The sequence below is a fragment of the Streptomyces sp. P9-2 genome (assembly GCF_051903975.1).
Classification (GTDB): Bacteria; Actinomycetota; Actinomycetes; order Streptomycetales; family Streptomycetaceae; genus Streptomyces; species Streptomyces cellulosae.
This window is the reverse complement of sequence record NZ_CP192633.1, coordinates 4957730-4979389: the sequence shown is the minus strand read 5'-3', so window position 1 is coordinate 4979389 and position 21660 is coordinate 4957730. Positions and strand designations below refer to the sequence as shown.

15 protein-coding genes are annotated in these 21660 nt (G+C 67.7%); 8 read left to right on the top strand and 7 right to left on the bottom strand.

Features of this window, described 5'->3' with window-relative positions; genetic code table 11:
* Nucleotides 1–79: 79 nt before the first annotated feature.
* On the bottom strand, nucleotides 80–1549 hold the full coding sequence (gene eccD, locus ACQY0Z_RS22845) for a type VII secretion integral membrane protein EccD (protein WP_439812729.1): 1470 nt from the start codon (nucleotides 1547–1549) through the stop codon (nucleotides 80–82).
* A gap of 162 nt (nucleotides 1550–1711) precedes the next feature.
* Here eccD and eccCa point away from each other — a divergent pair, with 162 nt between their 5' ends.
* The 7 genes from eccCa (at nucleotide 1712) to ACQY0Z_RS22810 (ending at nucleotide 12782) form a co-directional block, all read left to right on the top strand.
* The gene (gene eccCa / locus ACQY0Z_RS22840; RefSeq protein WP_439812728.1) at nucleotides 1712–5674 is read left to right on the top strand and encodes a type VII secretion protein EccCa; all 3963 of its coding nucleotides are present in this window, start codon (nucleotides 1712–1714) and stop codon (nucleotides 5672–5674) included.
* Nucleotides 5675–5729: 55 nt separating this feature from the next.
* Complete coding sequence (locus ACQY0Z_RS22835) at nucleotides 5730–6251, top strand: hypothetical protein (protein ID WP_254586664.1); 522 nt, start codon at nucleotides 5730–5732, stop codon at nucleotides 6249–6251.
* Between the two features lie 56 nt (nucleotides 6252–6307).
* Nucleotides 6308–7819 (top strand): hypothetical protein, encoded by a 1512-nt coding sequence (locus tag ACQY0Z_RS22830; RefSeq protein ID WP_254586663.1) that lies wholly within the window; start codon nucleotides 6308–6310, stop codon nucleotides 7817–7819.
* 31 nt (nucleotides 7820–7850) lie between these two features.
* Nucleotides 7851–9254, top strand: a complete 1404-nt coding sequence (gene mycP / locus ACQY0Z_RS22825) for a type VII secretion-associated serine protease mycosin (protein ID WP_254586662.1) — start codon at nucleotides 7851–7853, stop codon at nucleotides 9252–9254.
* A 52-nt stretch (nucleotides 9255–9306) separates the two neighbouring features.
* On the top strand, nucleotides 9307–9723 hold the full coding sequence (locus ACQY0Z_RS22820) for a hypothetical protein (RefSeq protein ID WP_028961805.1): 417 nt from the start codon (nucleotides 9307–9309) through the stop codon (nucleotides 9721–9723).
* A 1-nt stretch (nucleotide 9724) separates the two neighbouring features.
* Complete coding sequence (locus ACQY0Z_RS22815) at nucleotides 9725–11914, top strand: PPE domain-containing protein (RefSeq protein WP_254586661.1); 2190 nt, start codon at nucleotides 9725–9727, stop codon at nucleotides 11912–11914.
* 574 nt (nucleotides 11915–12488) lie between these two features.
* Entirely contained in the window at nucleotides 12489–12782 is a 294-nt protein-coding gene (locus ACQY0Z_RS22810; RefSeq protein ID WP_254586660.1) for a hypothetical protein, read from the top strand.
* Nucleotides 12783–13328: 546 nt separating this feature from the next.
* Here ACQY0Z_RS22810 and ACQY0Z_RS22805 read toward each other — a convergent pair.
* The 5 genes from ACQY0Z_RS22805 to ACQY0Z_RS22785 all read right to left on the bottom strand — a co-directional run bounded on the left by ACQY0Z_RS22805 (nucleotide 13329) and on the right by ACQY0Z_RS22785 (nucleotide 19708).
* Nucleotides 13329–17855: a putative T7SS-secreted protein gene (locus ACQY0Z_RS22805; protein ID WP_254586659.1), complete on the bottom strand. Its 4527-nt coding sequence runs from the start codon at nucleotides 17853–17855 to the stop codon at nucleotides 13329–13331.
* Between the two features lie 23 nt (nucleotides 17856–17878).
* The gene (locus tag ACQY0Z_RS22800; RefSeq protein ID WP_028961804.1) at nucleotides 17879–18376 is read right to left on the bottom strand and encodes a hypothetical protein; all 498 of its coding nucleotides are present in this window, start codon (nucleotides 18374–18376) and stop codon (nucleotides 17879–17881) included.
* The gene (locus ACQY0Z_RS22795; RefSeq protein ID WP_137207679.1) at nucleotides 18373–18894 is read right to left on the bottom strand and encodes an SseB family protein; all 522 of its coding nucleotides are present in this window, start codon (nucleotides 18892–18894) and stop codon (nucleotides 18373–18375) included. Before ACQY0Z_RS22795 ends, ACQY0Z_RS22800 begins: the two co-directional genes overlap by 4 nt.
* A 131-nt stretch (nucleotides 18895–19025) precedes the next feature.
* Complete coding sequence (locus tag ACQY0Z_RS22790; protein WP_019527761.1) at nucleotides 19026–19337, bottom strand: WXG100 family type VII secretion target; 312 nt, start codon at nucleotides 19335–19337, stop codon at nucleotides 19026–19028.
* A 38-nt stretch (nucleotides 19338–19375) separates the two neighbouring features.
* A complete protein-coding gene (locus ACQY0Z_RS22785; protein WP_019527760.1) occupies nucleotides 19376–19708 on the bottom strand; it encodes a WXG100 family type VII secretion target in 333 nt (110 codons plus the stop codon).
* A gap of 338 nt (nucleotides 19709–20046) precedes the next feature.
* Here ACQY0Z_RS22785 and ACQY0Z_RS22780 point away from each other — a divergent pair, with 338 nt between their 5' ends.
* Nucleotides 20047–20358 carry a DUF397 domain-containing protein gene (locus tag ACQY0Z_RS22780; protein ID WP_019527759.1) on the top strand — a complete coding sequence of 104 codons (312 nt, stop codon included), beginning with the start codon at nucleotides 20047–20049 and terminating at the stop codon, nucleotides 20356–20358.
* A gap of 28 nt (nucleotides 20359–20386) precedes the next feature.
* On the opposite strand, the gene mycP (ACQY0Z_RS22775) is transcribed toward ACQY0Z_RS22780, so the two are convergent.
* Nucleotides 20387–21640, bottom strand: a complete 1254-nt coding sequence (gene mycP, locus ACQY0Z_RS22775) for a type VII secretion-associated serine protease mycosin (protein WP_254586658.1) — start codon at nucleotides 21638–21640, stop codon at nucleotides 20387–20389.
* Nucleotides 21641–21660: the final 20 nt, after the last annotated feature.

Here is a 21660-nt window from a genome sequence, read left to right as displayed (position 1 = left end):
ATACGGCCGTCGCCCAGAGTACCAGGGCTTCCGCCGCCCTCCGCCCCCGGCTGCGGGGAACGCCGGACACGCCGGCGCCTCAGCCTGTCAGCGACCGGACCGCGGTGAGGACGCCCAGAGCGGCCAGGCAGAGCGGCACGAGCGTGAGCAGGACGGCCGACTCGGTGAGGTCGAGGAAGCGGCCCCAGAAGGGTGAAAGGCCCTTGCGGGGGACGACGAGACCGATGGCGGTGATCAGCGCGACACCGACGGCGACGGCCGCGGACAGCCACAGGGTACGCAGTTCCAGCGCTCCCCCGTCGCCGTGCAGGACGAACTCCGTCAGGGCCTCGGACGGAGGGTTCAGCACCATCCCCACCAGCAGCAGCGCGACGGCGCCGATGCCGGCGACGAGGGCGCAGGTCACCTGGGAGGTGTAACGGAACAGGCGGGCGCGGATCAGCATGGACAGGCCCACGGCGAGCGCCAGCAGCTGGGCCCATACGTCGTCCGAGAATCCGAGGACCGCCGCAGAGGCGACGACGACGGCGGACGTGCCGCCCACCAGCCCCAGCAGCATTTCGTGCCCGCGCCGGGCCTGGGCGGCGATGTGCTCGGCGTCGAGGGCCTCGGCGTCCGGCGCCTGCGACGGGTCCGCCTCGAAGTCGTCGTGGAGGGCGGAACGCGGGGCGGCATAGCCGATGGGGAGGCGCGCGAAGCGCACGGACAGACCGGGGAGGAAGGCGACCAGGGCGATCGCGGAGGGGGCGCAGACGGCGGCGGCGTCGGTCGCGGAGGCTCCGGTGACGATCGTGACGAAGGTGGCCAGGGTGCCCACCCCCGCCAGGAAGGTCGCGGCCACGAAGGGGGCGTCCGAGCCGGGCGCGAACGCGAGGAGGGTCACCGACACCACCAGAACCGCCGCGCAGCCCAGCATGAACTGCAGTTTCCCCGGCCCCTGCCCGGCCGGGGCCGCGATGATCCCCGACCCGGCGACGAGCAGCAGGGGCAGGGCGCCCAGTCCCAGGGCTACGGCCGTGGCCCGGTCGTCGTAGACCCGCGCACGGACGCCCGCAAAGGCGGTGAGCAGCAAGCCGAGGCCTCCCGCGACGATGCCGGGCAGACCGTGCATGTCGTGCCAGACCGGATCGGTGAACCACAGGACGAACGCGAGCAGCAGCAGGAGCAGGGCGCCTCCGGTCAGTCCGGCGGCGCGCAACAGGTCGTCGCTCCACAGGTGCCGGTCGCGGACCACCGCCGAGGCGACCGCGTCCGACACGTCGTCGTGCACGGCGGGCGGCAGCGAGTGGGCGAACGGCCGCAGGCTGAGGACCTCTCCGTCGAGGACTTGCTCGTCGGAGAGCGTGCGGGCGCCTTCCAGGACCCTGCCGTCGCGCCGTACCAGGTGATATCCCGTCGGAGTGCCGACCTGCTGGGCCTGACCCGTCAGACGAAGGATCTCCGGGTAGACGTCAGCGACGGGGATGTCCACCGGGAGCGCCACGTCGATACGGCTGTCGGGGGCCACCACCGTGACTCTGCAGAAACCCGTCGCCGTGGTCGTACTCACCTTCACTGACCCCCTGCTTCGCGGATGCGTACGCTGCGGGGCGCAACCCTACCGACAAGTCCTGTCGGGGGTGACACGTAGGATCCCCGGTGTGGAGGACGACCGTCACCACGGGGGTGCCGGCGTGCAACCGATCGTCCACACAGGGGGATTGAGGCCTCGGTGAGCCAGATCGTCGTCAAGCGCCCACCGCGCACCCTGCCGCCCGAGGTGTCCTCGGACGAGCTTCAGCTGGAAGCTCCTCCCGAGTTGCCGCGCGGGCAGCAGGAGGGCGTCCTCATGCAGGTGCTGCCCACGCTCGGCATGGGCTCGTCGGTGGTGTTCTACTTCGCCTCTCCCAACGCACACCCGTTCATGCGGATCATGGGCGTGGTCATGCTGGTGTCGACGGCCGCGATGGTCGTCGCCCAGATCGTGCGGTACCGCAGGGGTACGCAGGGGCAAATGGCAGACGTGCGCCGCGACTACCTCCGGTATCTCGCACAGACCCGCCGCAAGGTGCGCGGGACGGCCCGCCGCCAGCGGGACGCGCAGCTGTACCTGCATCCCGCGCCCGAGCAGCTGTGGGCGGTGGCCGCCGAGGGCAGCCGGGTGTGGGAACGCCGCGTCGGCGACGCCGACTTCGGGCAGGTGCGGGTGGGTCTGGGACCGCAGCAGCTGGCCACCCCGCTGGTCGCCCCGCACACAGCGCCGGTGGACGAGCTGGAGCCGCTGTGCGCCGGCGCCATGCAGCGCTTCCTGTCCGTGCACGGTCAGTTGGACGGTCTGCCGGTCGCCGTCTCCCTGCGCGCCTTCTACCACGTGACGGTCTCCGGAGAACCGGACAGCGCCCACGCCGCAGCGCGCGCGCTGGTCGCGCAGGCCACCACCCTCCACTCCCCCGACGACCTGGTGGTCGCCGTGGTGACCGCTCCAGGAGCCGTGGGCCGCTGGGACTGGACCAAGTGGCTGCCGCACTGCCAGGTGGCGGGGTCGTTCGACGGCGCCGGCACGCGCCGCCTGTTCGGGGACGACCTCGGCGAGCTGGAGCACATGCTCGCGAACCGGCTGGAGGGCCGCCCCCGGTTCAGCCGTGACGGGCAGCCGCTCCTCGACCACCCGCACATCCTCGTCGTCCTCGATGGCGGCATGGTTCCGCCGACCTCCGCGTTCGCGGCCGCCGAGGGCATCCAGGGGGTGACCATCGTCGAGGTCGTGAGCGGTGAGCTGGACCATCTCCGCGGGGACCTCTCGGTGGTCGTGCGTCCGGAGCGGCTGTTCCTCGACTCCGGGGCCGGGGTCGCCTACGAGGGCGAGCCCGACAGGCTGTCGCTGCCCGCAGCCGAGGCGCTCGCGCGGCAACTCGCTCCGCTGCGGCTGGGCAGCGGCAACGACGACGAACCGCTGCTCGCCAACCTGGACTTCACCGAACTGCTCGGGCTGGGGGATGCGGCGGCGGTGGACGTCGCGCGGACCTGGAGGCCGCGGTCGACGCCGGAGCGCCTGCGGGTGCCGATCGGCGTCGGCGAGGACGGCCGACCGGTGATGCTGGACCTGAAGGAGGCCGCGCAGGACGGCATGGGTCCACACGGTCTGTGTGTGGGGGCGACCGGCTCCGGCAAGTCCGAACTGCTGCGCACGCTGGTGCTGGGCCTGGCGGTCACGCACTCCTCCGAGACGCTGAACTTCGTCCTGGCGGACTTCAAGGGCGGCGCGACGTTCGCGGGCATGTCCCGCATGCCGCATGTCGCCGCCGTGATCACCAACCTCGCCGACGACCTGACGCTCGTCGACCGCATGGGCGATGCAATCCGCGGCGAACTCCAGCGGCGCCAGGAGCTTCTGCGCGCCGCGGGCAACTACGCCAACATCCACGACTACGAGAAGGCACGCGCCGCCGGTGCTCCGCTGGAGCCGCTCGCCTCGCTCGTGCTCGTGATCGACGAGTTCAGCGAACTCCTCACCGCCAAGCCCGACTTCATCGACATGTTCATCCAGATCGGACGCATCGGCCGTTCGCTGGGCGTGCACCTGCTGCTCGCCTCGCAGCGGCTGGAGGAGGGCCGACTGCGCGGACTGGACACCTACCTGTCCTACCGCATCGGTCTGCGGACGTTCTCGGCCGCCGAGTCGCGCGCGGCCCTCGGTGTGCCGGACGCCTACCACCTCCCTTCCGTGCCCGGCTCGGGTTACCTGAAGTTCGGCACGGAGGAGATGGTGCGCTTCAAGGCGGCGTACGTCTCCGGCGTGTACCGCACGGCAGGCCCGGAAACCGGTCTCAGCCGCGCGCCCGTCGAGCGGCGGCCCGCGCTGTTCACCGCGGCCCCCGTACCAATGGTGTACGCGGCACCGGATCCGGACCGGGCACGCACCCCCGAGCCGCGGCAGGAGGACGACGCCCTGGCCGACACCGTGCTGGACGTGGTCGTGCAGCGGCTGGAGGGGCAGGGCGTCCCCGCGCACCAGGTGTGGCTGCCGCCGCTGGACCGGGCGTCGGCGCTGGACGAACTGCTGCCCGCCCTCACCGTCTCCGCAGAGCGCGGGCTCCACTCCGCGGAGTACTCCGCACCGGGCGGCCTGACGGTCCCGCTCGGCCTGGTCGACAAGCCCTTCGAGCAGAAGCGGGAGGTCCTCTACCAGGACTTCTCCGCCGCCGCGGGCCACATGTTGGTGGTCGGCGGCCCGCAGTCGGGCAAGTCGACCCTGCTGCGGACCCTGATCGCGTCCTTCGCGCTCACCCACACGCCGTACGAAGTGCAGTTCTACGGGCTCGACTTCGGCGGTGGCGGCCTGACGGCTGTGGCCGACCTGCCGCACGTGGGTGGGGTCGCGTCGCGGCTCGACCCGGAGCGCGTGCGGCGTACGGTCGCGGAGGTCGCCGGCATCCTCAACCGCCGCGAGCAGTTCTTCCGCGCGCACGGCATCGACTCGATCACCACGTACCGCCGGCGCCGCGCGGCGGGCGACCTGCCCGGAGAGGCGTGGGGGGACGTCTTCCTCGTCATCGACGGCTGGGGCAACTTCCGCAACGACTACGAGGGCCTCGAGGGCGTCGTCAACGACATCGCCGCCCGGGGCCTGGGCTACGGCATCCACGTGGTCCTCTCCGCCTCGCGTTACATGGAGGTACGTGCGGTGCTCAAGGACCAGATCCTCGGACGCCTGGAGCTGCGCCTCGGCGACGCGATGGACTCCGAATTCGACCGCAAGGTCGCCATGAACGTGCCGACCGGGGTCCCGGGCCGTGGTCAAGTTCCCGCCAAACTGCACTTCATGACGGCGTTGCCCCGGATCGACTCGTCCTCCGACGCAGACGACCTGGCCGACGCCACGGCCCACCTGGTCCGGACGGTCAAGGAGAACTGGCAAGGTCCGGCGGCCCCGACCGTGCGTCTGCTCCCCCGCAAGCTGCCCGCCGACCAGTTGCCCAAGGGCTTCGAGTTCCCTCAGTACGGCATCGCGATCGGCATCGACGAGGCCAATCTGGAGCCGGTGTTCGTCGACTTCGACACCGACCCCTTCTTTCTCGTTTTCGGCGAGAGCGAGTCCGGCAAGACCAACCTGCTGCGTCTGATCACCAAGCAGATCGCGGAACGCTACACGCCCGCCGAGGCGCGGATCGTGGTCGGCGACTACCGGCGCACGATGCTGGAAGCGGTGCCGGAGAGTCACCTGCTCGAGTACGCCCCCATGGCGTCCGCGATGCAGGTGCACATGGACGCCGTGCGCCAGTTCATGGAGAAGCGGGCCCCCAAGCCGGACATCACTCCGCAGCAGTTGCGCGACCGCAGCTGGTGGAGCGGCCCGCAACTGTTCGTCGTCGTCGACGACCACGAACTCGTCGCGACCAGCTCCGGAAACCCGCTGGGCCAGTTGGTGGAGCACCTGCCCTTCGCGCGTGACGTGGGCGTGAAGTTCATCATCGCGCGCAGCTCGGCCGGGGCGTCTCGGGCGATGTACGAGTCGTTCATGCAGCGCCTGAAGGAACTGGGCGCCCAGGGTGTGATCCTTTCGGGTGATCCGAGCGAAGGCGACATCCTCGGCAACGTGCGGGCCCGGCCCATGCCGCCGGGGCGTGGCGTGTTCGTCTCGCGCAAGCGCGGTACGCCGCTGATTCAGGTGGGCTTGCTTCCGCAACGGCATTAGGGTGATCGACCGATCGCAGAACGAGACGTTCGAGTGGAACGGGGAGGCGGGCCGAGTGAGTTCGAACGGGGGCGGCGGCACCGGCGGTGTCCCGGACACGGGGAAGGCGTTCGACACGCTGTCGAACGTCAATCCCGCGATGGCGCTGGACATCCAGCACAGCGCCATGGCGGGCTTCAAGAAGCGCGTGGACGACCTGCTGCGCGAGCTGGACGACTCGGAGGCCGCTCCGACGAAGGTCGGCAAGGACCGCATCGAGCGGTCGCAACTGGGCTCCGCGGAGTTCAAGGAAGCACAGTTCCTCTACGACTCGTACGCCATCGTCCACGACGAGCTGGAGAAACTCTCCAAGGCCCTGGGCGCGCAGATCGAAGGTATGGGGCTCGCGGTCCAGGCGTCCCGGGTGGGTTACGAGAACCTGGACGCCGATATCAAGGCGCGGATGAAGGCGGTCAACGCGGAGGTGGAGAAGTACTACGCGGCGGAGCGTGATCCGTACGCCGAGCGGTCGGCGTCCACGCCGGACAAGCGCGCGTCCGTGTCCCAGTCCGAGTCCGAGGAAAAGGTTGGCTTCTGATGGGCGAGCAGGCACGCCGTAGGACACCGCAGCCGGCCCGCACCGACTTCGAGTCCATGACCCACGAGCAGTTGGTGGCTCTCCTGGACTCGGCCAGCCCGGAGGGCGCCGCGCAACTCGCGACGAAGCTCTCGAAGGCCTCGTCGACGATCACCAAGATCGGCGACGATCTCATGACGTACGTCAAGGGACTCGAGTGGCGGGGCGAAGGTGGTGACGCCTTCCGTGACTGGGGCGGGCAGAGCGCGGCCGCGACGCTGCGCCTGGGCCAGTACGCGGAAGTCGCCTCCCGCTGGCTGTCCACGGTGGCCCAGGCGGTCGCCGAGGCCAAGGCGGCCATCCCCGCCACGTCCGAGACGACGCAGGCCAAGGCCGACCTCGCGAAGGCCCGGAAGACGCTCGCGGCGACGCAGGACCCGGGCGCCCGCAACGACCCCGACGCACGGAAGCTGGCGCGGACCGCCCAGTCCGACGCCGCGGCCGCGCAGCAGCGGATGGAGGCGGCGCGGGCGGAGGCGATCCAGCAGTTGCGGAAGCTGGCGCAGACGTACGAGTACTCGGCGTACCAGGTGAACAGCGTGGAGCCGCCTACGTTTTCGCCGCCGGCGCAGCATTTGGATGCGGCGGAGTGGCGGAGGCCGGACCAGCAGCATGTGGTCGGGTCGGGGGCCTCGATGGCGCACGCGTCCACCGGCAGTTCCGTCAAGGGTGAGGGATACGCGGGATCGACTGCCCCAACGCCGTCGGCCTCGTACGCGACCGCCTTCGGGGACAATGCGGCACCCGCCAGGGAACCGGTCCGGCCGCGTCCCGTCGCCATGGAGATCGACGGCGTGACCGCGCTGCCCGAGACTCGTACGTCCACCCCGGTGTCGACGACTCCGCCGCCCGCCGCGAGCCCGCGGCCCGATGCCGGGCCGGTTCCGCAGCCACTGGGCACACCGCCTGCGCCCCTGGGCCGTGGGGGCCTCCCTGGCCCGCTCGGACCGCAGCAGAACGCGCCGACCCCACGTCCGCCCTTGCTCCCCGGGCAGGCGGCACCGGGGGGAGGGCGGCTCCCAAGAGTGGGTGACAGCGGGATCGTCGGGGGGCGCCCGGTGCAGCCCGGTGCGGGTAAGGCGACCACAGGCCTTCCACGAGGGACCGTGATCGGCGCCGATGCGGGCTACGGGCGTGCGGCGCAGGGGCACTCTGCCATGGGTCGCGCTGTGTCCACCGGGGTTCCGTCAGTCGGCGGCGCCGCAGGCGGACCCGCGGGCACGGGCGGGGGACGACGCCTCGCCTCAGAAGCCGGCGGGGTGATCGGCAACCGTCCCGCCCAGCCGGGTGGCTCCGGTCCACGCCCGTTCACTCCGGGTGGTGTCGGCCTGGTGCGGCAGGTGAACGCAGGCGGCTCCGGACACGGTCCGACGGCCGGTCGTGCGGGAGCGGTTGCTCCCTCCGCCGCTCGGTCGGCCTCGCGGCGAAACGAGGAACAGGACGGCAGTCAGCGTCCGGATTACCTGACAGAAGAGGAAGAGACCTGGGCTCGCAATGACCGTCGTGCGGTACCTCCCGTCGTCGACTGAGCCCTTGACACAACGGCACTCAGGAAGGCAGATGCACACCAGCAGCACGCGATCACGGCGCCCCTTGTCAGCTGCGTCGGCTGCTCTCGGCCTGCTGCTGGTGGGTATCGCCGCGATACCCGCCCACGCCGAGACGGCACGTCAGATGCAATGGCACCTGGACGCCATGCACGCCGAGGAGATGTGGAAGACCAGTACGGGTGAAGGCGTCACCGTCGCCGTCATCGACTCCGGCGTCGACAACACTCACCCGGATCTGAAGGGCCAGGTCCTCTCGGGCAAGGACTTCTCCGAGCTACGCGGGGACGAACACACCGACATCGCCGACCACGGAACATCCACCGCGGCACTGATCGCTGCAACTGGGGCCCAGGGCCCTGTGCACGGCTCTTACGGCCTGGCGCCAGGAGCCAAGATTCTTCCGATTCGGATGCGCTACGCCACTGAGCAGTTTGGTCAGGTCGACGGCAAGGCGGAGTACTCGCGCACCCTGACCAAGGCGATCCGCTACGCGGCAGACACCGATGCCCGGATCATCAACATCTCCATGGGCAGTTCCAATGCGCCAGGCAGAAAGAATGTAGGGACTCCTGAGCTCGCTGCGGCAGTCCGGTACGCCATCGACCAGGGGAAACTGATCTTCGCCGCTGCCGGCAACACAGGAGACACCACCAATTTCCCGGAATATCCGGCAGCCACACCGGGCGTCGTCGGCGTTGGTGCTGCGGACAAGAACGCCAGAGTCCTCGACAATTCCCAGCGTGGCCCTGAGGTCGACCTCACCGCTCCCGGTGGCGACATCGTCAACGCCTGCGCGACCGGCACGAAGCTCTGCAAGGGAAGCGGCACGAGCTCTGCCGCGGCCCTTGCCTCGGCCTCAGCCGCCCTCATATGGTCCCAGCACCCCGACTGGACCAACCACCAGGTACTACGGGTCATGCTGAACACGGCGGGGAAGCCCAAGAGCGGGGACGAGCGCACGGACGCCGTCGGTTACGGCATGGTCCGGCCCCGCATCGCGCTGAAGAATCCGGGCGACCCGGGCCCCGCCGACGAATACCCTCTGCCCGACCTGGCAGCGGCTGCCTCGGCGCCTCCGTCGACGGAGAGACCGTCATCCACGGACGCGGACGACGGCACGGCAGCTAGCGAGAAGGCGGAGCCCGCGGCATCTGCTGCGGATGACTCGGACGACAGCGGCGTTCCGTGGGTGGCCCTGGGTATGGGAGCCGCAGCTCTCCTCGCGGCGGCGGTCGCCGTTTCCGCGGTCCGCGCCCGTCGCCGGCGCCCGGCCCCCGCGCCGGCGGCTCCGCCCTTCCCGCCCTCTGCCTACCCGTACGCGCCGCAGCAGCCGCCCCCGCCCTACGGGCCACCGCCGGGACACACCAACCCGCCGCCGCCGATGGCAGGGTCCGACCAAAGCCGGCATCTCTGAGGCCTGCCACACCGCCACGATCTTCCATCCGGGACAGCACGAGGGAACCGACGTGTCATTCGACGAGATGTGGGGCCAGGCCCGCAGCAACGCACTCGCGCGGCAGCGGAGCAGCATGCAGCTGAACCAGCTGCCTGCCGAGGGTGGCACGACCCAACCTCACTTGCATGTGGACGCCTCCGTGCTGGAGGAAAGATCAAAGAACGCCGAAACCGTGCGCAAGAACTTCATGGACGCGGACAACAAGGCGCTGAGCGCGACGAGTGGCATCAGCCTGAAGGGATTCAAGTCCGATTCGGGGGTCGCCGTCTTCCAGAAGCGCTGGCGCACCCAGATGCGGTATTTGGAGAGCCTGCTGGAGCAGGGGGTCAAGGGAAACCTTCAGGCCTCGGCAGCGGAGTTCAAAGCTGAAGAGGCCGAACGACTCAGCGACGTCAAGCGAGCGGGCAACGGCAGGGACAAGAACTGACATGGCCATCACCTACCAACAGTTGCGCACCGTGAATCTCTCGTCGTTGTCAGACGCAGTTGACGCATGGCGGCGCTTGCCAGGACAGTTCGACACCATCGCCCGGTCCTTCGGCAGTACCGTCACCAAGGGGCTCAGGGACTCGGACTGGAAGGGTGAGACAGCCACTGAAGCTCTTGAGAAGTTCGACCTCATTGAAAAACAAATGAAAGCGGCTTCTGACGAGGCTCACGACGTCCACACTCTGTTGCGCAGTGCACTCGACGCCTTTCAGGCAGCCAAGAACGAACTGAAGAAGATCGAGAAGTATGTAGCTGAAGACAAGTACCTCAAGATCACATCCGAAGGCCGTGTCTACTGCGACCCTTCTGCCGCGCCAGTAGAGAACCGCGAATCGTTGACTAAAGGATATTTCAACGCGGTACAGGACTGCAACAAGAGAGTGGAATCCGTCCTCAAGGATGCCGATGACGCCGACTCGGCCTTGCACTACGCGTTGACTTCAGACCCGAACGGCAGTGCGCGCGGGTTCAACACGGACACCGCCACCACGATCAAAGAGGCGGAGCAGCGGAGGAAGGAGGCTCTCCAGGATGCCAAAGCGATGGTCGAACTCGCCCGCAAGGGGGGCGACCTCTCCGTGGCCCAGGTCCAGCACATGCGGGGCATCTTCGCGGAGCATGAGGGAGACCCCCTGTTCAATGAGAGGTTCGCGACTTCTCTCGGCGCGAAGGGAACGCTTCAGTTCTGGGTCGACCTGTCGGAAAAGCATGCCGGTGCTCAAGGGGCGGATCTGAAGGATCTGAAGGGGTTTCAGGACCAGATCAGCACCAACTTGGCCAATGCGACCCACTCCGAATCTCGCGCTATGCAGCAGTGGAAGCAGGGAGTGATCGACGCTGGGAACATCAGTTTTAAAGCTGACTCCAGGGACCCCTTCTACCGCCCTCCCGGAGCGGTTGGCTTCCAGGTCATGAGCAGCCTGATGGGCAGCGGAAAGTACGATTCCGACTTCCTTGACGACTACGGCAAGGCCCTCCTGAAGGTGGACAAGGCTCCGGCCGGTGAAGGGAAGTACACGGATGAGATGTGGCAAAGAGGTGCCGACCTTGTTTTCGGTAAGGAAACCGGACGAGACCCCGTGATCGGCTATCTGAACGCACTTTCCCGCAACCCGGAGGCTGCTACAGAAACACTGGCGAGCAAGCCCGATCTGACCCATTTGCTCGAGAGCAGTAAGTACACAGACCGCGGCGAATCCTTGGGGAAGGCCTTGGAAGCAGCGGTAACTGGTGTCACCCCAGGAGAGCCGGCCTTCGGGGTTCCGCCTCACAGCAGGGAACAAGTAGGTATCGCCCAGAACGTCGTCCACGCGGTCGCAGAATCTGGCGGCGGGGACAGCCTCGTTTCCAAGGCTGGCTTGGGTGAGAGCTTCGGACACATTGCCTCGGCGTACATGCCGGAAATCAGTAACGTTTTGGCTGGACCCGGAGCCGACGCAGCTCTCCTCACAACCAGCAAGGCGTACGAAGGACTCGACCGGACGGACGTAACACGCTTCCTTTACGAAGTGGCCCGGGACCCCGACGGGAAGGCAGCAATTCAGTATGGTGAAAGCATCTATACCGCAAGCCTTCTTGCGGCGCATGTAGCCGATCCGTCCTTGTACGACGGAAGCACAGAAAGTGCGATCAAGACGGTTGCGTACAACGCGGGCCACATCCAGGGAATTGTGGCTCACTCGACAGCAGACTCCGGGATCGGGAGTGCCACCGGCACCGAAAAGGAATACAACGACGCCATCAAGAAGCAGGGAGATTTCATCAAAACCATCGTGGCCACCGGAATCGGGGTCGGCGCCAGTTCTTTCCCTGCCGTCTCCTCCCTGGTTACGGCAACTGCTGGAGGCTTCTTCTCCGGCGTATCAGGCATGGCCATCGACCGCTTCTATGATGGTAAGCAGCTGGAGGGAGCACTGGATGACTCTTTGTATCGGACAGGGAAGGATCTCAACAGGGCCCAGGATTCTGTCGTACAACAGACGCAGTGGTCTGCTCTCGATGCTATCGCAGCGCACGCTTCCGAGCTTCCGGTGGACTCCACCAGAGATCTGATCCGCGGCTCGGTGAATGACGGATGGAATCGCAGCGACGGCGCACTCGAAGACACACACGCGCGCCCGAGCGCCTGAGCTGTGACGGTGATGAGATCCATGAAAAAGAATGCCAGGGCACTGCTATACATCGGTGCGGGTTGCCTCCTTCTCACAGGAGGATTTACCGGTTACCGCTACCTCTTTACCAACGGGCTGGAGAAACTTCCGCATGAAGTATGCTCTGGCGCAGTGGACAGGGAGACCGCTGTACGGGCTCTCCCACCTTCCCGGAGCGCGGAAGAAGGTGACAGGAGCGGCAGTCCCGGCCAACACTTCTTCTTCTCGTGCTACATCTACTCCGGCGATGAATCTACTCTCTCCGGCGAATCCCAGGCTTCTGATTCCTCCGTTGCCACTTGGATGGATTTCTACAAGGGGAAGCGTGGGGGCGACAAGCTGGTGCGGATCAGGAAGGGACCAGTGCAGGCTCTGTCCCTGCCGGGCGGTTTGGTAAGCGTATACGTTCCGTGCACTCCCCCAAGGACCGATCCCGGTGAGGCAGTCCAGTCCTACTCTCTAATCACCGAAGCAAGGACGATCGGGGAGACTCGCGCAAAAGGGGAGGAACTGCGTCAAGCAGTTACCGATTTCGCATACGCTATCACTAAGCATGCATATCGAGTCGGCGAGTGCCAAGAACGTATTTCGTTGCCGGCGAACCTCTCGGATGTTGAATCTCAAGCGGGAAGCGAATGATCGCTTCGCCGAGGTCGCGTCCAGCGCCCTGCGCACGCTGGTGGGCAAGGACAAGCACAACTTCTCCGGTACCGAGTACGACTCCCTGAAGCAGGCAGGCAAAGCTCATCCTGGACAACTCACGTTTGGGGCAGATCGACAAGGGCTTCGAGAAGGACTCGGAGGAGTACAACAAGGAAGTCGCGCGAACAAACAACAGTTCCCCTGAACTCGTCTCGGAAGCGCCCCGCCCCGTTTCCGGACTCCATGCGTGAACCGGACACGACGAGCACGGCAAGCGCCGTTTCCGGGCCTCAACTGTCCATAACCGGCGGTAGCGGGTCTGATGGTGACGTCCTGCACTGCGGGCGAAATGCAGGCTCGACAGCGTCTGCATGTGCTGCGGCGTCGGCGCGAGGGGCGGAACGCCAGTGCGCCACGACTGCTGACGGTTGCGGTAGGAAGGGTTGCGTCTGGGCGCTCGTGTCAAAGCGTCCGGGAAACGACGATCACACCTCGCTCCAAAACACTCACGCCTTCGCCGGAGAAATCAACCTTCGCATTGTGAGGCGGATCAACAAAATCTACCGTTTCGCCGTAGCGGATGATACGCGTGAGCGTAATAGAGATATTTTCACCAAAGGAGTCTGGCGCAGAGTTTGTGGTGAATCGATGTCCCGTGCGAGCGACCCCACCTACACAGCGAACGACACAAGTGGCGTGAGTAGGCCCTCGATCTTCTACGGAGTAGATCTGCAACTTCCCGCACGCATTGTCATTTTCCATATTTGTACGCCTCCGACAGGAATTGTGCGATTTGCTCCGACGTGAGCTTCGGGATGTCCCACTCCAAGGCGTCGCTCATGCCCTCGTACGTCCTTACTTGTGGTACATGGATCCCCATTCCTTTAAGGATGTCATGTGCAACGTCCGACGGCAGATGAATACTTGCTCGCCGAGCCAACTCTGACGCCGGCAGGCCTACCGCGACCTCGGCTTCGGCTCGGATGTAGCCTGACTCCAGGGGTACACCGTCCAGTGCGCTCCGGGGGATCACTTGCACCACGGCTTCTCCGTACTGCTCGGAATGCCTGGCGAAGGCCGTGGCAACACCTGGGTCGGTGGAAGTTGGGGTGTATCCAGACTCTTGAGTGCCACTGCTGGCGTCGAAGCCTCGGGTGGTGCCGCGGAAGAGGTGCTCTTCGTTGGGGCACCCGTCGGGTGCCAGACCCAGTGAGTCGCTCCATGTGAACGGGTTAGCCACGTAAGCGCTGACGTTGAAGGCCGGCGCCAGACCGAGTGGGTCCGCCGTGAAGTACCGCGCTGTTTCCGGATCGTAGTGGCGGAAGTAGTTGTAGTGGAGGCCTGTTTCCGGGTCGTGGTACTGGCCGGGGAAGCGGAGGGGGGTGTAGGCCGTGCTGGAGGTCGGCCAGGTGGTGGTGCCCCAGAGGGTGCTGCGGGTGCGCCAGGCTATGTCGCCCTGCTCGTCGACGAGTTCGGTAGGGGTGCCGACCAGGTCCGTGACGATGGCGAAGAAACGGGAGTCGATCTCGTGCTGGGGGGCGTCCGCGGCGGTGATGCGTTCCGACTGGGTGATCGGGTGCAGGCCCCGGTGGTTCCAGGTCAGCGTGACCGGGTTGGGGAGGGACGCTGATCTCGTCGTCTGTTCGCAGAGGGTGGTGCCGTCCCAGGTGAAGAGGATCTCTTCCGTGACCGTTTCCCCGTCCGCTGCAAGGCGGCGTTTGGCCGTTCTGCGTCCCAGGGGGTCGTAGGAGTAGCTCCAGCGGGTGCCGTCCGGGGTGATGACCGAGGTCAGGCGGTCCTCCGCGTCCCAGGCGTAATGCCACGTGTCCGGCTTGCGGGACAGACGTGACTTCTGGCGGAGGGTGGTGCGGCCCAGGGCGTCGTGTTCGTATCGGACGCGTCCGGCTCGGGTGATGCGGGTGCCCGTGTAATCGCGGGAGCCGGTCGCCTCGCCGCCCGGATGGGACGTCGGCCAGGACGCGGACGTCTGGTTGCCGGCTTCGTCGTAGGCGTAGCGCTCCGTCCAGTTCGCCGCCTGCACCGCCGTCACACGGCCCGTCGGGTCCAGTTCGAAGCGGCGCGAGCCGGCCAGCTGGTCCTCGATGGCGGTCAGGTTGCCATCGGCACGGTAGGAATAGGCGCGGTGCTGCACGGGGCGGCCGGCCGGGCCAGTCACCGACTGTGTGGTCAGGCGCCCCAGGGCGTCGTACGCCTGGTCCAGAGTGAGCACTTCACCTATGCGGCGCGTCACTTCCCGTCCCGCCGGGTCGTACGCGAAGTCGATGGTGCGTCCCGAGGCCGTCATGCCGACGCTGCGGCCCGTCGTGTCGTAGGTCCATGTGGTGGTCACGCCCGAAGGGGTCGTGCGGGCCGTGCGGCGGCCGAAGTCGTCGTAGGTGTAGGTGAGAACGCGGCCATCGACCGTCTCGGAGAGGACGCGACCGTGGATGTCCCGGTCGATCGTCACCGTCGTGCCGTCGGGCCCGACGGCTTCGATCAGCTGGCCGGTCGGGTCGTACGCGTAAGTGGTGACACCGTCGGGTGTGCGCTTGACTGTCGCCCGGCCCAGCGCGTCGCGCTCGTAGGAGAGTGTCTGTCCCAGCACGTCTCTACGGGAGGCCAGGCGACCTGCTCCGTCGTAGGTGTAGGTGAGGGTGCGGCCGTCGAAGTCGGTCTCCGTGGCCAGGCGGCCCGCGGGATCGTAGGTGTAGTTCCAGGTCAGCCCCTGAGGATTGGTGACCTGGGTGAGGTTCAGCTCCGTGTCGTGCTCGAATTCGTAGCGCACGCCGTCGGGACCCGTGCGCGCCGTCAGCAGATCGAAGTGCGTGTATGCGAAGTGCGTGGTGCCGCCGAGTCGGTCGGTGTGGGTCGTGCAGTTGCCCTCGCCGTCGTAGGTCCAGGACTCGGTGCCGCCATCGGCCGTGGTGCGACGGGCCAGGCGGCCTTCCACCGTCCACTCGAGGCGCGTCACCGCGCCCGTGGGCTCCGTGATCGCGACAGGCCGGCCGAAGGGGTCACGGTCGTAGGACGTCGTCGCGCCGAGCGGGTCCACGACACGTACGGGCAGTCCCGCGTCGTCGCAGTGGACCGTCGTCGTGTTGCCCAGAGGGTCGACGACGCCCGTCAGGCGGCCCTGCTCGTCGCGGGTGAAGCGGGTGGTGTGGCCCGTCGGCGCCGTGGTGGACGACCTGTTGCCGCGGAGGTCGTACGCCTGGTGGGTGGTGGTGCCGTTGGAGTGCCGGACCGTCGTGGGGAGGTGAAGGTCGTTGTAGTCGGCCTGCGACTCGCTGCCGTCGGGGTGGGTGACCGAGGTGAGGTTGCCGGCCTCGTCGTAGGTGTAGCGCGTGGTGTGACCCAGCGGGTCCGTTCGGGTCAGCAGGCGGTTGTAGCGGTCCCGCTCGAAGCGGGTCACCGCACCCACCGGGTCGGCCTCTGCCACGACCTGGCACAGGTCGTTGACGAAGTACCGGTAGACGTGTCCGGTGCCCGTCGTGGCGGTGGTGGTGCGCAGGCCCGTCTCGGGGTCCCGGTCGGAGTAAGCGATGCGCAGGCTCATGTGGCCTTCGGTGCCGCCCTCGGCGATGCAGCGGTCGCGGTCGTCGTACTCGTAGGTGTAGCCGCGGTCGTTGGTGTCGGTCCAGGAGGTGATGCGTCCCGCTTCGTCGTAGGTGAAGCGCAGGGGCACGCCCGAGGAGTTCACCACCTCGGTGAGGTCGCCCGCCGGGGAGTAGCCGTAGCGGATCAGCTCCTGGTCGCCCCCGTCGGGAGCGGCACCAGCCAGGTGGAGGGCAATGATCCTGTGGTCCTCCGTGCTGACACGGATCCGGTAGCCGCCACTGTGCGTAACGGTTGTGGGGGTGCCGTCGGCGTCGTGTTCGAGCGTGATCCGGTTGCCGTTGCGGTCGTCTATCTGTTCCAGAAGCGCGTGGGCGTCGGTGTGCCGGGCGAAGTGCCAGGTGCGGCCCGCAGCGGGGTCGATGATCGTGTAGCCCTCGGGCTCGGAGCGCAGTTCCCAGCGTGGTCCTTCCGTGGGAAGGCTCGTACCACCCTCCCCCGGATGTGGGTACGCAAGGATCAGACCGTCCTCGTGGACGAAGACGATGCGCTCGGGCTCGATTTCGAGCCGCTGGTCCACGGTCGACGACCATGAGGGGCCGAACCAGCGGCCGGCACGGTAGCCGGACTCAGCGCGCCGCTTGAACAGGAGGGGCAGCGTCGCGGGAAGGGCCACGTCGGTCTGCGGCATGTACATCTTGCCGGTGGCCAGATCCACCGGGTCGGTGGGGTTGTGCTGCGTGGCGTGGCCGTCGCTGTGGGTGCCGGGGTCGCTGCCGTCCACGTGGGAGCCGGCCGTGCCCAGGCCCGTCGGACTGCCGAGGGCGTTACGGCCGTCCATGTGGCGCGCCAGGCTGCCCGCGCCCTTGAAGGCCGCTCCCCCGGCGAGGCTGGGCGCCATGTACCCGAGCATGCGGGCCGGGTCCTTCTGGAACTCGTCCCAGGTGTTGGAGGCGCCCTGGTAGACGTCCTTCGAGAAGCCGATCGGGTCCCTAACCGCGTTGACGCCGCCGTCTATGACCATCGCCGCGTCGTGCAGGTAGGCCTTCGGCTCGGTCAGCAGCCGGCCCGGGTTGACCGCCAGGCCGAACTCGACGAGGTCGTTCCAGCCCTCCTTCGCACCTTCGGTGGCGCGCTGCCAGCCGCTCGGCCGTTTCGGGGCCTTCTCGGCGGCTTTGTCGAGGCTCCGCCTGGCGGTGGTCGCTGCCTGCGCGACCTCCTCCTGCGCACCGTTGATCATCTCGACGAGTTCGGCCATCGCCGTTCTGCCGGGGTCCGTCTCGGGAGGCCGGGTCGGAAGGCTTGTCTCCCCGGCCTTGACCGCCGTGTTGTAGTCGTCCACGGCCTTGGCGTACTGACGCGAGAGGTCGCGGGCGAGCGGGGCCTCGTGGTCGAGGATCCGCTGGGTCAGTCGCTGGGCCCCGTCGAGCACCTCGCGGTAGGCGAGCACGGCGACGCCCGCCTCGACGAAGGCGTCCATCGCTTCGTCGAGGTCCTTGGGCAGTTTCTTGACCGTCTTGCGGAACTCCTCCGCGGCCTCGCCCTGCCAGGGATCGGTGTTGAGCTTGCGCAGTTGTTCCGCGCCCTCGCCGAAGTGGGCCGCCGCACCGCCGAGCTTCTTGACCAGCCGGTCGAGTTCGGCGGGCTTTCCCGGAACCCAGTCCTGGACGGTGTCGTCGGGGCCGATCCATATGCGGCGGAAGAGGAACCGTTTCTCCGACATGCTGGGTGTTCCTGCTCCTGCCTCTATCGCGGGGCCTGATCGGGGCCGGTTCCGCCGTCACGGTCGACCGGTTCCAGGCGGCCGCGGATCTCGGTGCGCTTCTCCGCGATGCCGTGCCCCTCGAAAAATTCGGTGACCGGATGGTCGTCCTCGAACTGCTGCTGCCGCTCGAGCATCATGGCCTTGTACCGGGTCTTGGTCTCGGTGACCAGGAAGTCGTTGATGGTGGCGCTCAGCGCGGCGACGATCACGTCCGCGTCGTCCGCGATGCAGCCGAGGCCGTGGCACCACTTGTCGAGGAAGTCGTTGACCGCGCCCGTCACTTCGTTCGCCCCAGTCTTGTCCTCACCGGCCAGCGAAGCCAGATCGAAGGCCGCCTCGGCGCGTTCCTTGGAGATTTTCCGCGCGGCGGCCGTGGACTCTTCGAGGGGGTGCGCGATCGACTGGAGGAACTGGACCTCCCACTTGAACTCGCCTCCGTCCGCGCCCAGCGGGATGAGCCATCCTTGGGTGTCACTCATGCCGCGCTCCCACGGGAGCGGTACGAGATGTGCAGGACCGGCTCGATCCTCGTGGCGGCCGAGGTGAGGCGTACCGCATGCTCGGCGGCCGGGTCCAGCCACACGTCGAGCCCCGGCGGCAGCAGGCCGAGAACGTCGGCGCCTGTCGTCGAGAACCAGGCTCCTCCGCCCGTGAACAGCGCGAACTGATCCAGCGATGTGAACACCGGAACCAACCGCGTCGGTTGCTCCGTGGCGTCGGTGGCGTCGGAGACGACGGCCAGGTCGAGGATGCGGGAGCCCCGAGGGGCGGGTTGGTCCTCGCCCGGGACCTCCGACGCGGTGACGGTCAGGAAACCGGGAGCGTCCGGTCGTTCGCAGTAGACGCGGGCCCGCAGGAACGTCTCGAAGACGTCATGAGGTGACGCCTCCCCGTTCCTTGCGCGTCGCACGACCTCGACCAGGCGCGTCTCGTCGTCCGGCTCACCCGGGTGTTCCGGCGCAGCCGTGGTGTCCGTGCTTCCCCCGTTCGCACACATGCGCCCAAAGATCACACATGCGCTTCACGGCGCGCAACGCGCCTTTGCGACACGGCTCGTGATGTTTCCCACATGCCAAGAGGTGGCCCGGGGCGGGCCACCTCTTGTCCGTTCAGGTCGGTGACGGGGGGTCAGCCCATCAGCATGCGGAAGCGGGCCGCGTTGCCGTGGTCCGTGTCCTTGTAGCCGATGACCGAGTCGTCCAGCAGCTTGGCGATGCGGTTCAGCTTCTGGCACATCTGGTCCATCTCCGAACTGCTGCTGCGCTGGATCTCACCGTAGGCGGTCTTCGCCTCGCCCTCCCAGGTCTCAGCGACGGCCTTGACCTTGCGCATGAGGACCTCGAGCTGGTCGGACAGCTCCTTGGCCGTCTTGCGCACGTCCTGGGCGGCCTGGGTGACGGTGTCGAAGTTGACTGCGGTGCGGTCGTAATTGACGCTCACTGTGCGTTTCTCCTGGGTAGCGGGCGGCGTTGCTGCGGTCAGGCGAGGTCGGTGATGCGGCTGGTGACCTGGTACGAGTTGTCCACCTGCCGGATCTCCGTGACACGCTGCTGCTCGTGCTCGCTGAAGCCCTTGACGCTCATCCGCATGACGTCCTCGAGGTCGACGAGGTCGTCCTGGATCTTCTTCAGGTGCTGGTTGACGCCGCGCTGGACGGAGTCGAACTCCTTGCCCGCGGCACCCTGCCAGCCCGCCTGGATCATGTCGACGACAGCGTTGAGGGACGTCACCCTGCTGCTCACGTCCGTATGGAAGTCGCGGATCTTGTTCGCGAGTTCGGTCAAGTCCGAGTCGCTGTAGTTGACGCTCATGGTCGCTTGCCCTCCTTCGATGCACCGGCGGCCGGGGCCACCGTGACGGGCCGCCGTGGATGGGTATCCAGGCTGTCCTGGCGGGCAAGAACCGCTGCACCCCGCGCGACGCGTGGTCGCAGCGCCGCGCCGCCCCCGTGCCGTACCACACTCGTGGCACCGAAGCCACTTTAGTCACTTGACGTGGGGGTTCCAACTGCAAAGCGAGGACAGGCCAGTTCGTGGCGGGTACCGTCCGCCAGAAGCGTGTGATCAGGTCATCCGGGGGTCTCGCGAAGCGACCCCCAGTACGGTGACCGATGGATCGTTGGTACGTCACGAAAGGACACCGTTCCGCCATGGCAGAGCTGCCGGACCAGGGGCGCGAGACGCCCGAGGAGATCAAGGCGCGCAAGGAGCGCGAGCGGGACGAGCTGTACGCGCTGGACATCTCCGGCGTCGAGTGGCACAGCGCCCCGGGCACGGAGACGCATGAGGAGCGGGTGGAGATCGCGTACCTGCCCGGCGGCGCCGTGGCCATGCGGTCGTCACTCGACCCCGGCACGGTGCTGCGGTACACCGAGGCGGAGTGGCGCGCCTTCGTCCTGGGCGCGCGCGACGGTGAGTTCGACCTGGAGACGTCTCCGGAGGGTGCGGCAGCCGCCGACTGACCTCCTGCAAGGGCCGGCGGCGGGCACGTCAGGTTGCTCGTGCTTGCCGGCGGCGGCGCAGGTCGCGCAGCACGACAGCCGTGCCGGTGACGACCGCGACCAGGACGGCGGTGATTCCCAGCGCGTAGGTGGCGTGGCGTTCGTCGCGTTCCGCCGGTGTCTCGGCCAGGGAGAACGGGGCCACGTCGGGAGCCTGGGCCCGTGGCACCCCGGGGTCGGGAGCGGGCGACGAGGGAGGGTCCTCGATGTCGGACTCCTGGACGGCGCGGACGGGGTCGATCACTCCCCAGCCGACGAAGTCGTCATGGCCGTTGACCGAACGCTCCGCCGTCTGCTCGATCTGCGTCACGATCTGGGCCGTGGTCCAGCCGGGGTGCTTCTCCTTCAGCAGAGCCGCCACCCCCGCGGCGAAGGGTGCCGAGAAGCTGGTGCCGCTGTCCGTGCACTGGCCGCCGCCGGGCACCGTGGAGACGATGTCGACCCCGGGGGCGGCCACCCCCACGAAGCTTCCCGTCTGGGAGAAGGCCGCGCGCTCGTTGTTCCGGTCGGAGGAGGCGACGGCCAGCACGCCGTCGAAGGCCGCGGGGTAGGTGTTCTTCTGCTTGCCGTCGAGGCCGTCGTTGCCCGCGGAGGCGACCACGACGACCTTCTGCTCGATTGCCTTGCGGACGGCCTCGGCCAGGGCCGAGGTGTTGGACAGCGGCTTGGTGGTGTCCTGGGAGATGTTGATGACATCGGCGCCGCGGGCGACGGCATGGTCGATGGCCCGGGCCATGCTGTCGGAGTCGCCGCTGCTGTCGGCGTCGTTCTGGCGGATGGGGATGATGGTGGCGTTGGGCGCCAGACCGACGAATCCGGTACCTTCCCGTGGCCGGGCGGCGATGATGCCCGCGACCTTGGTTCCGTGCCCTACCTGGTCGTCGGTGGGGCCGCCGTCCTTCCCTCCGGCGAGCAGATCCAGCCCGGCCGCCTTGTCGACGGCCCCGGCGAGTTGCGGGTTCTTGTCGTCGACGCCCGTGTCGATGACGGCCACCCTTACGCCCTTGCCCTTGTCGGTTCCTTGCCACAGCTCGTCCAGCAGGACGCGCTGCAGCGACCAGGGGCGGGCCTTGAACTGCCTCTCGCTGGGATACGTGCACTCACCGTTGCCCGCGAGCCGCACGGGCACCTGCGGGTTCCCTGGACCGTCCTGGCCGGCCGCGGCCGCAGTCCCGGGCGGGCAGACACCAAGAGCGGTCAGGGCTGCGGCGGCGGCCAGCAGGGCGGCCTTCGTCGGCGACACCGGTTCGGTCCTCTTCTCGT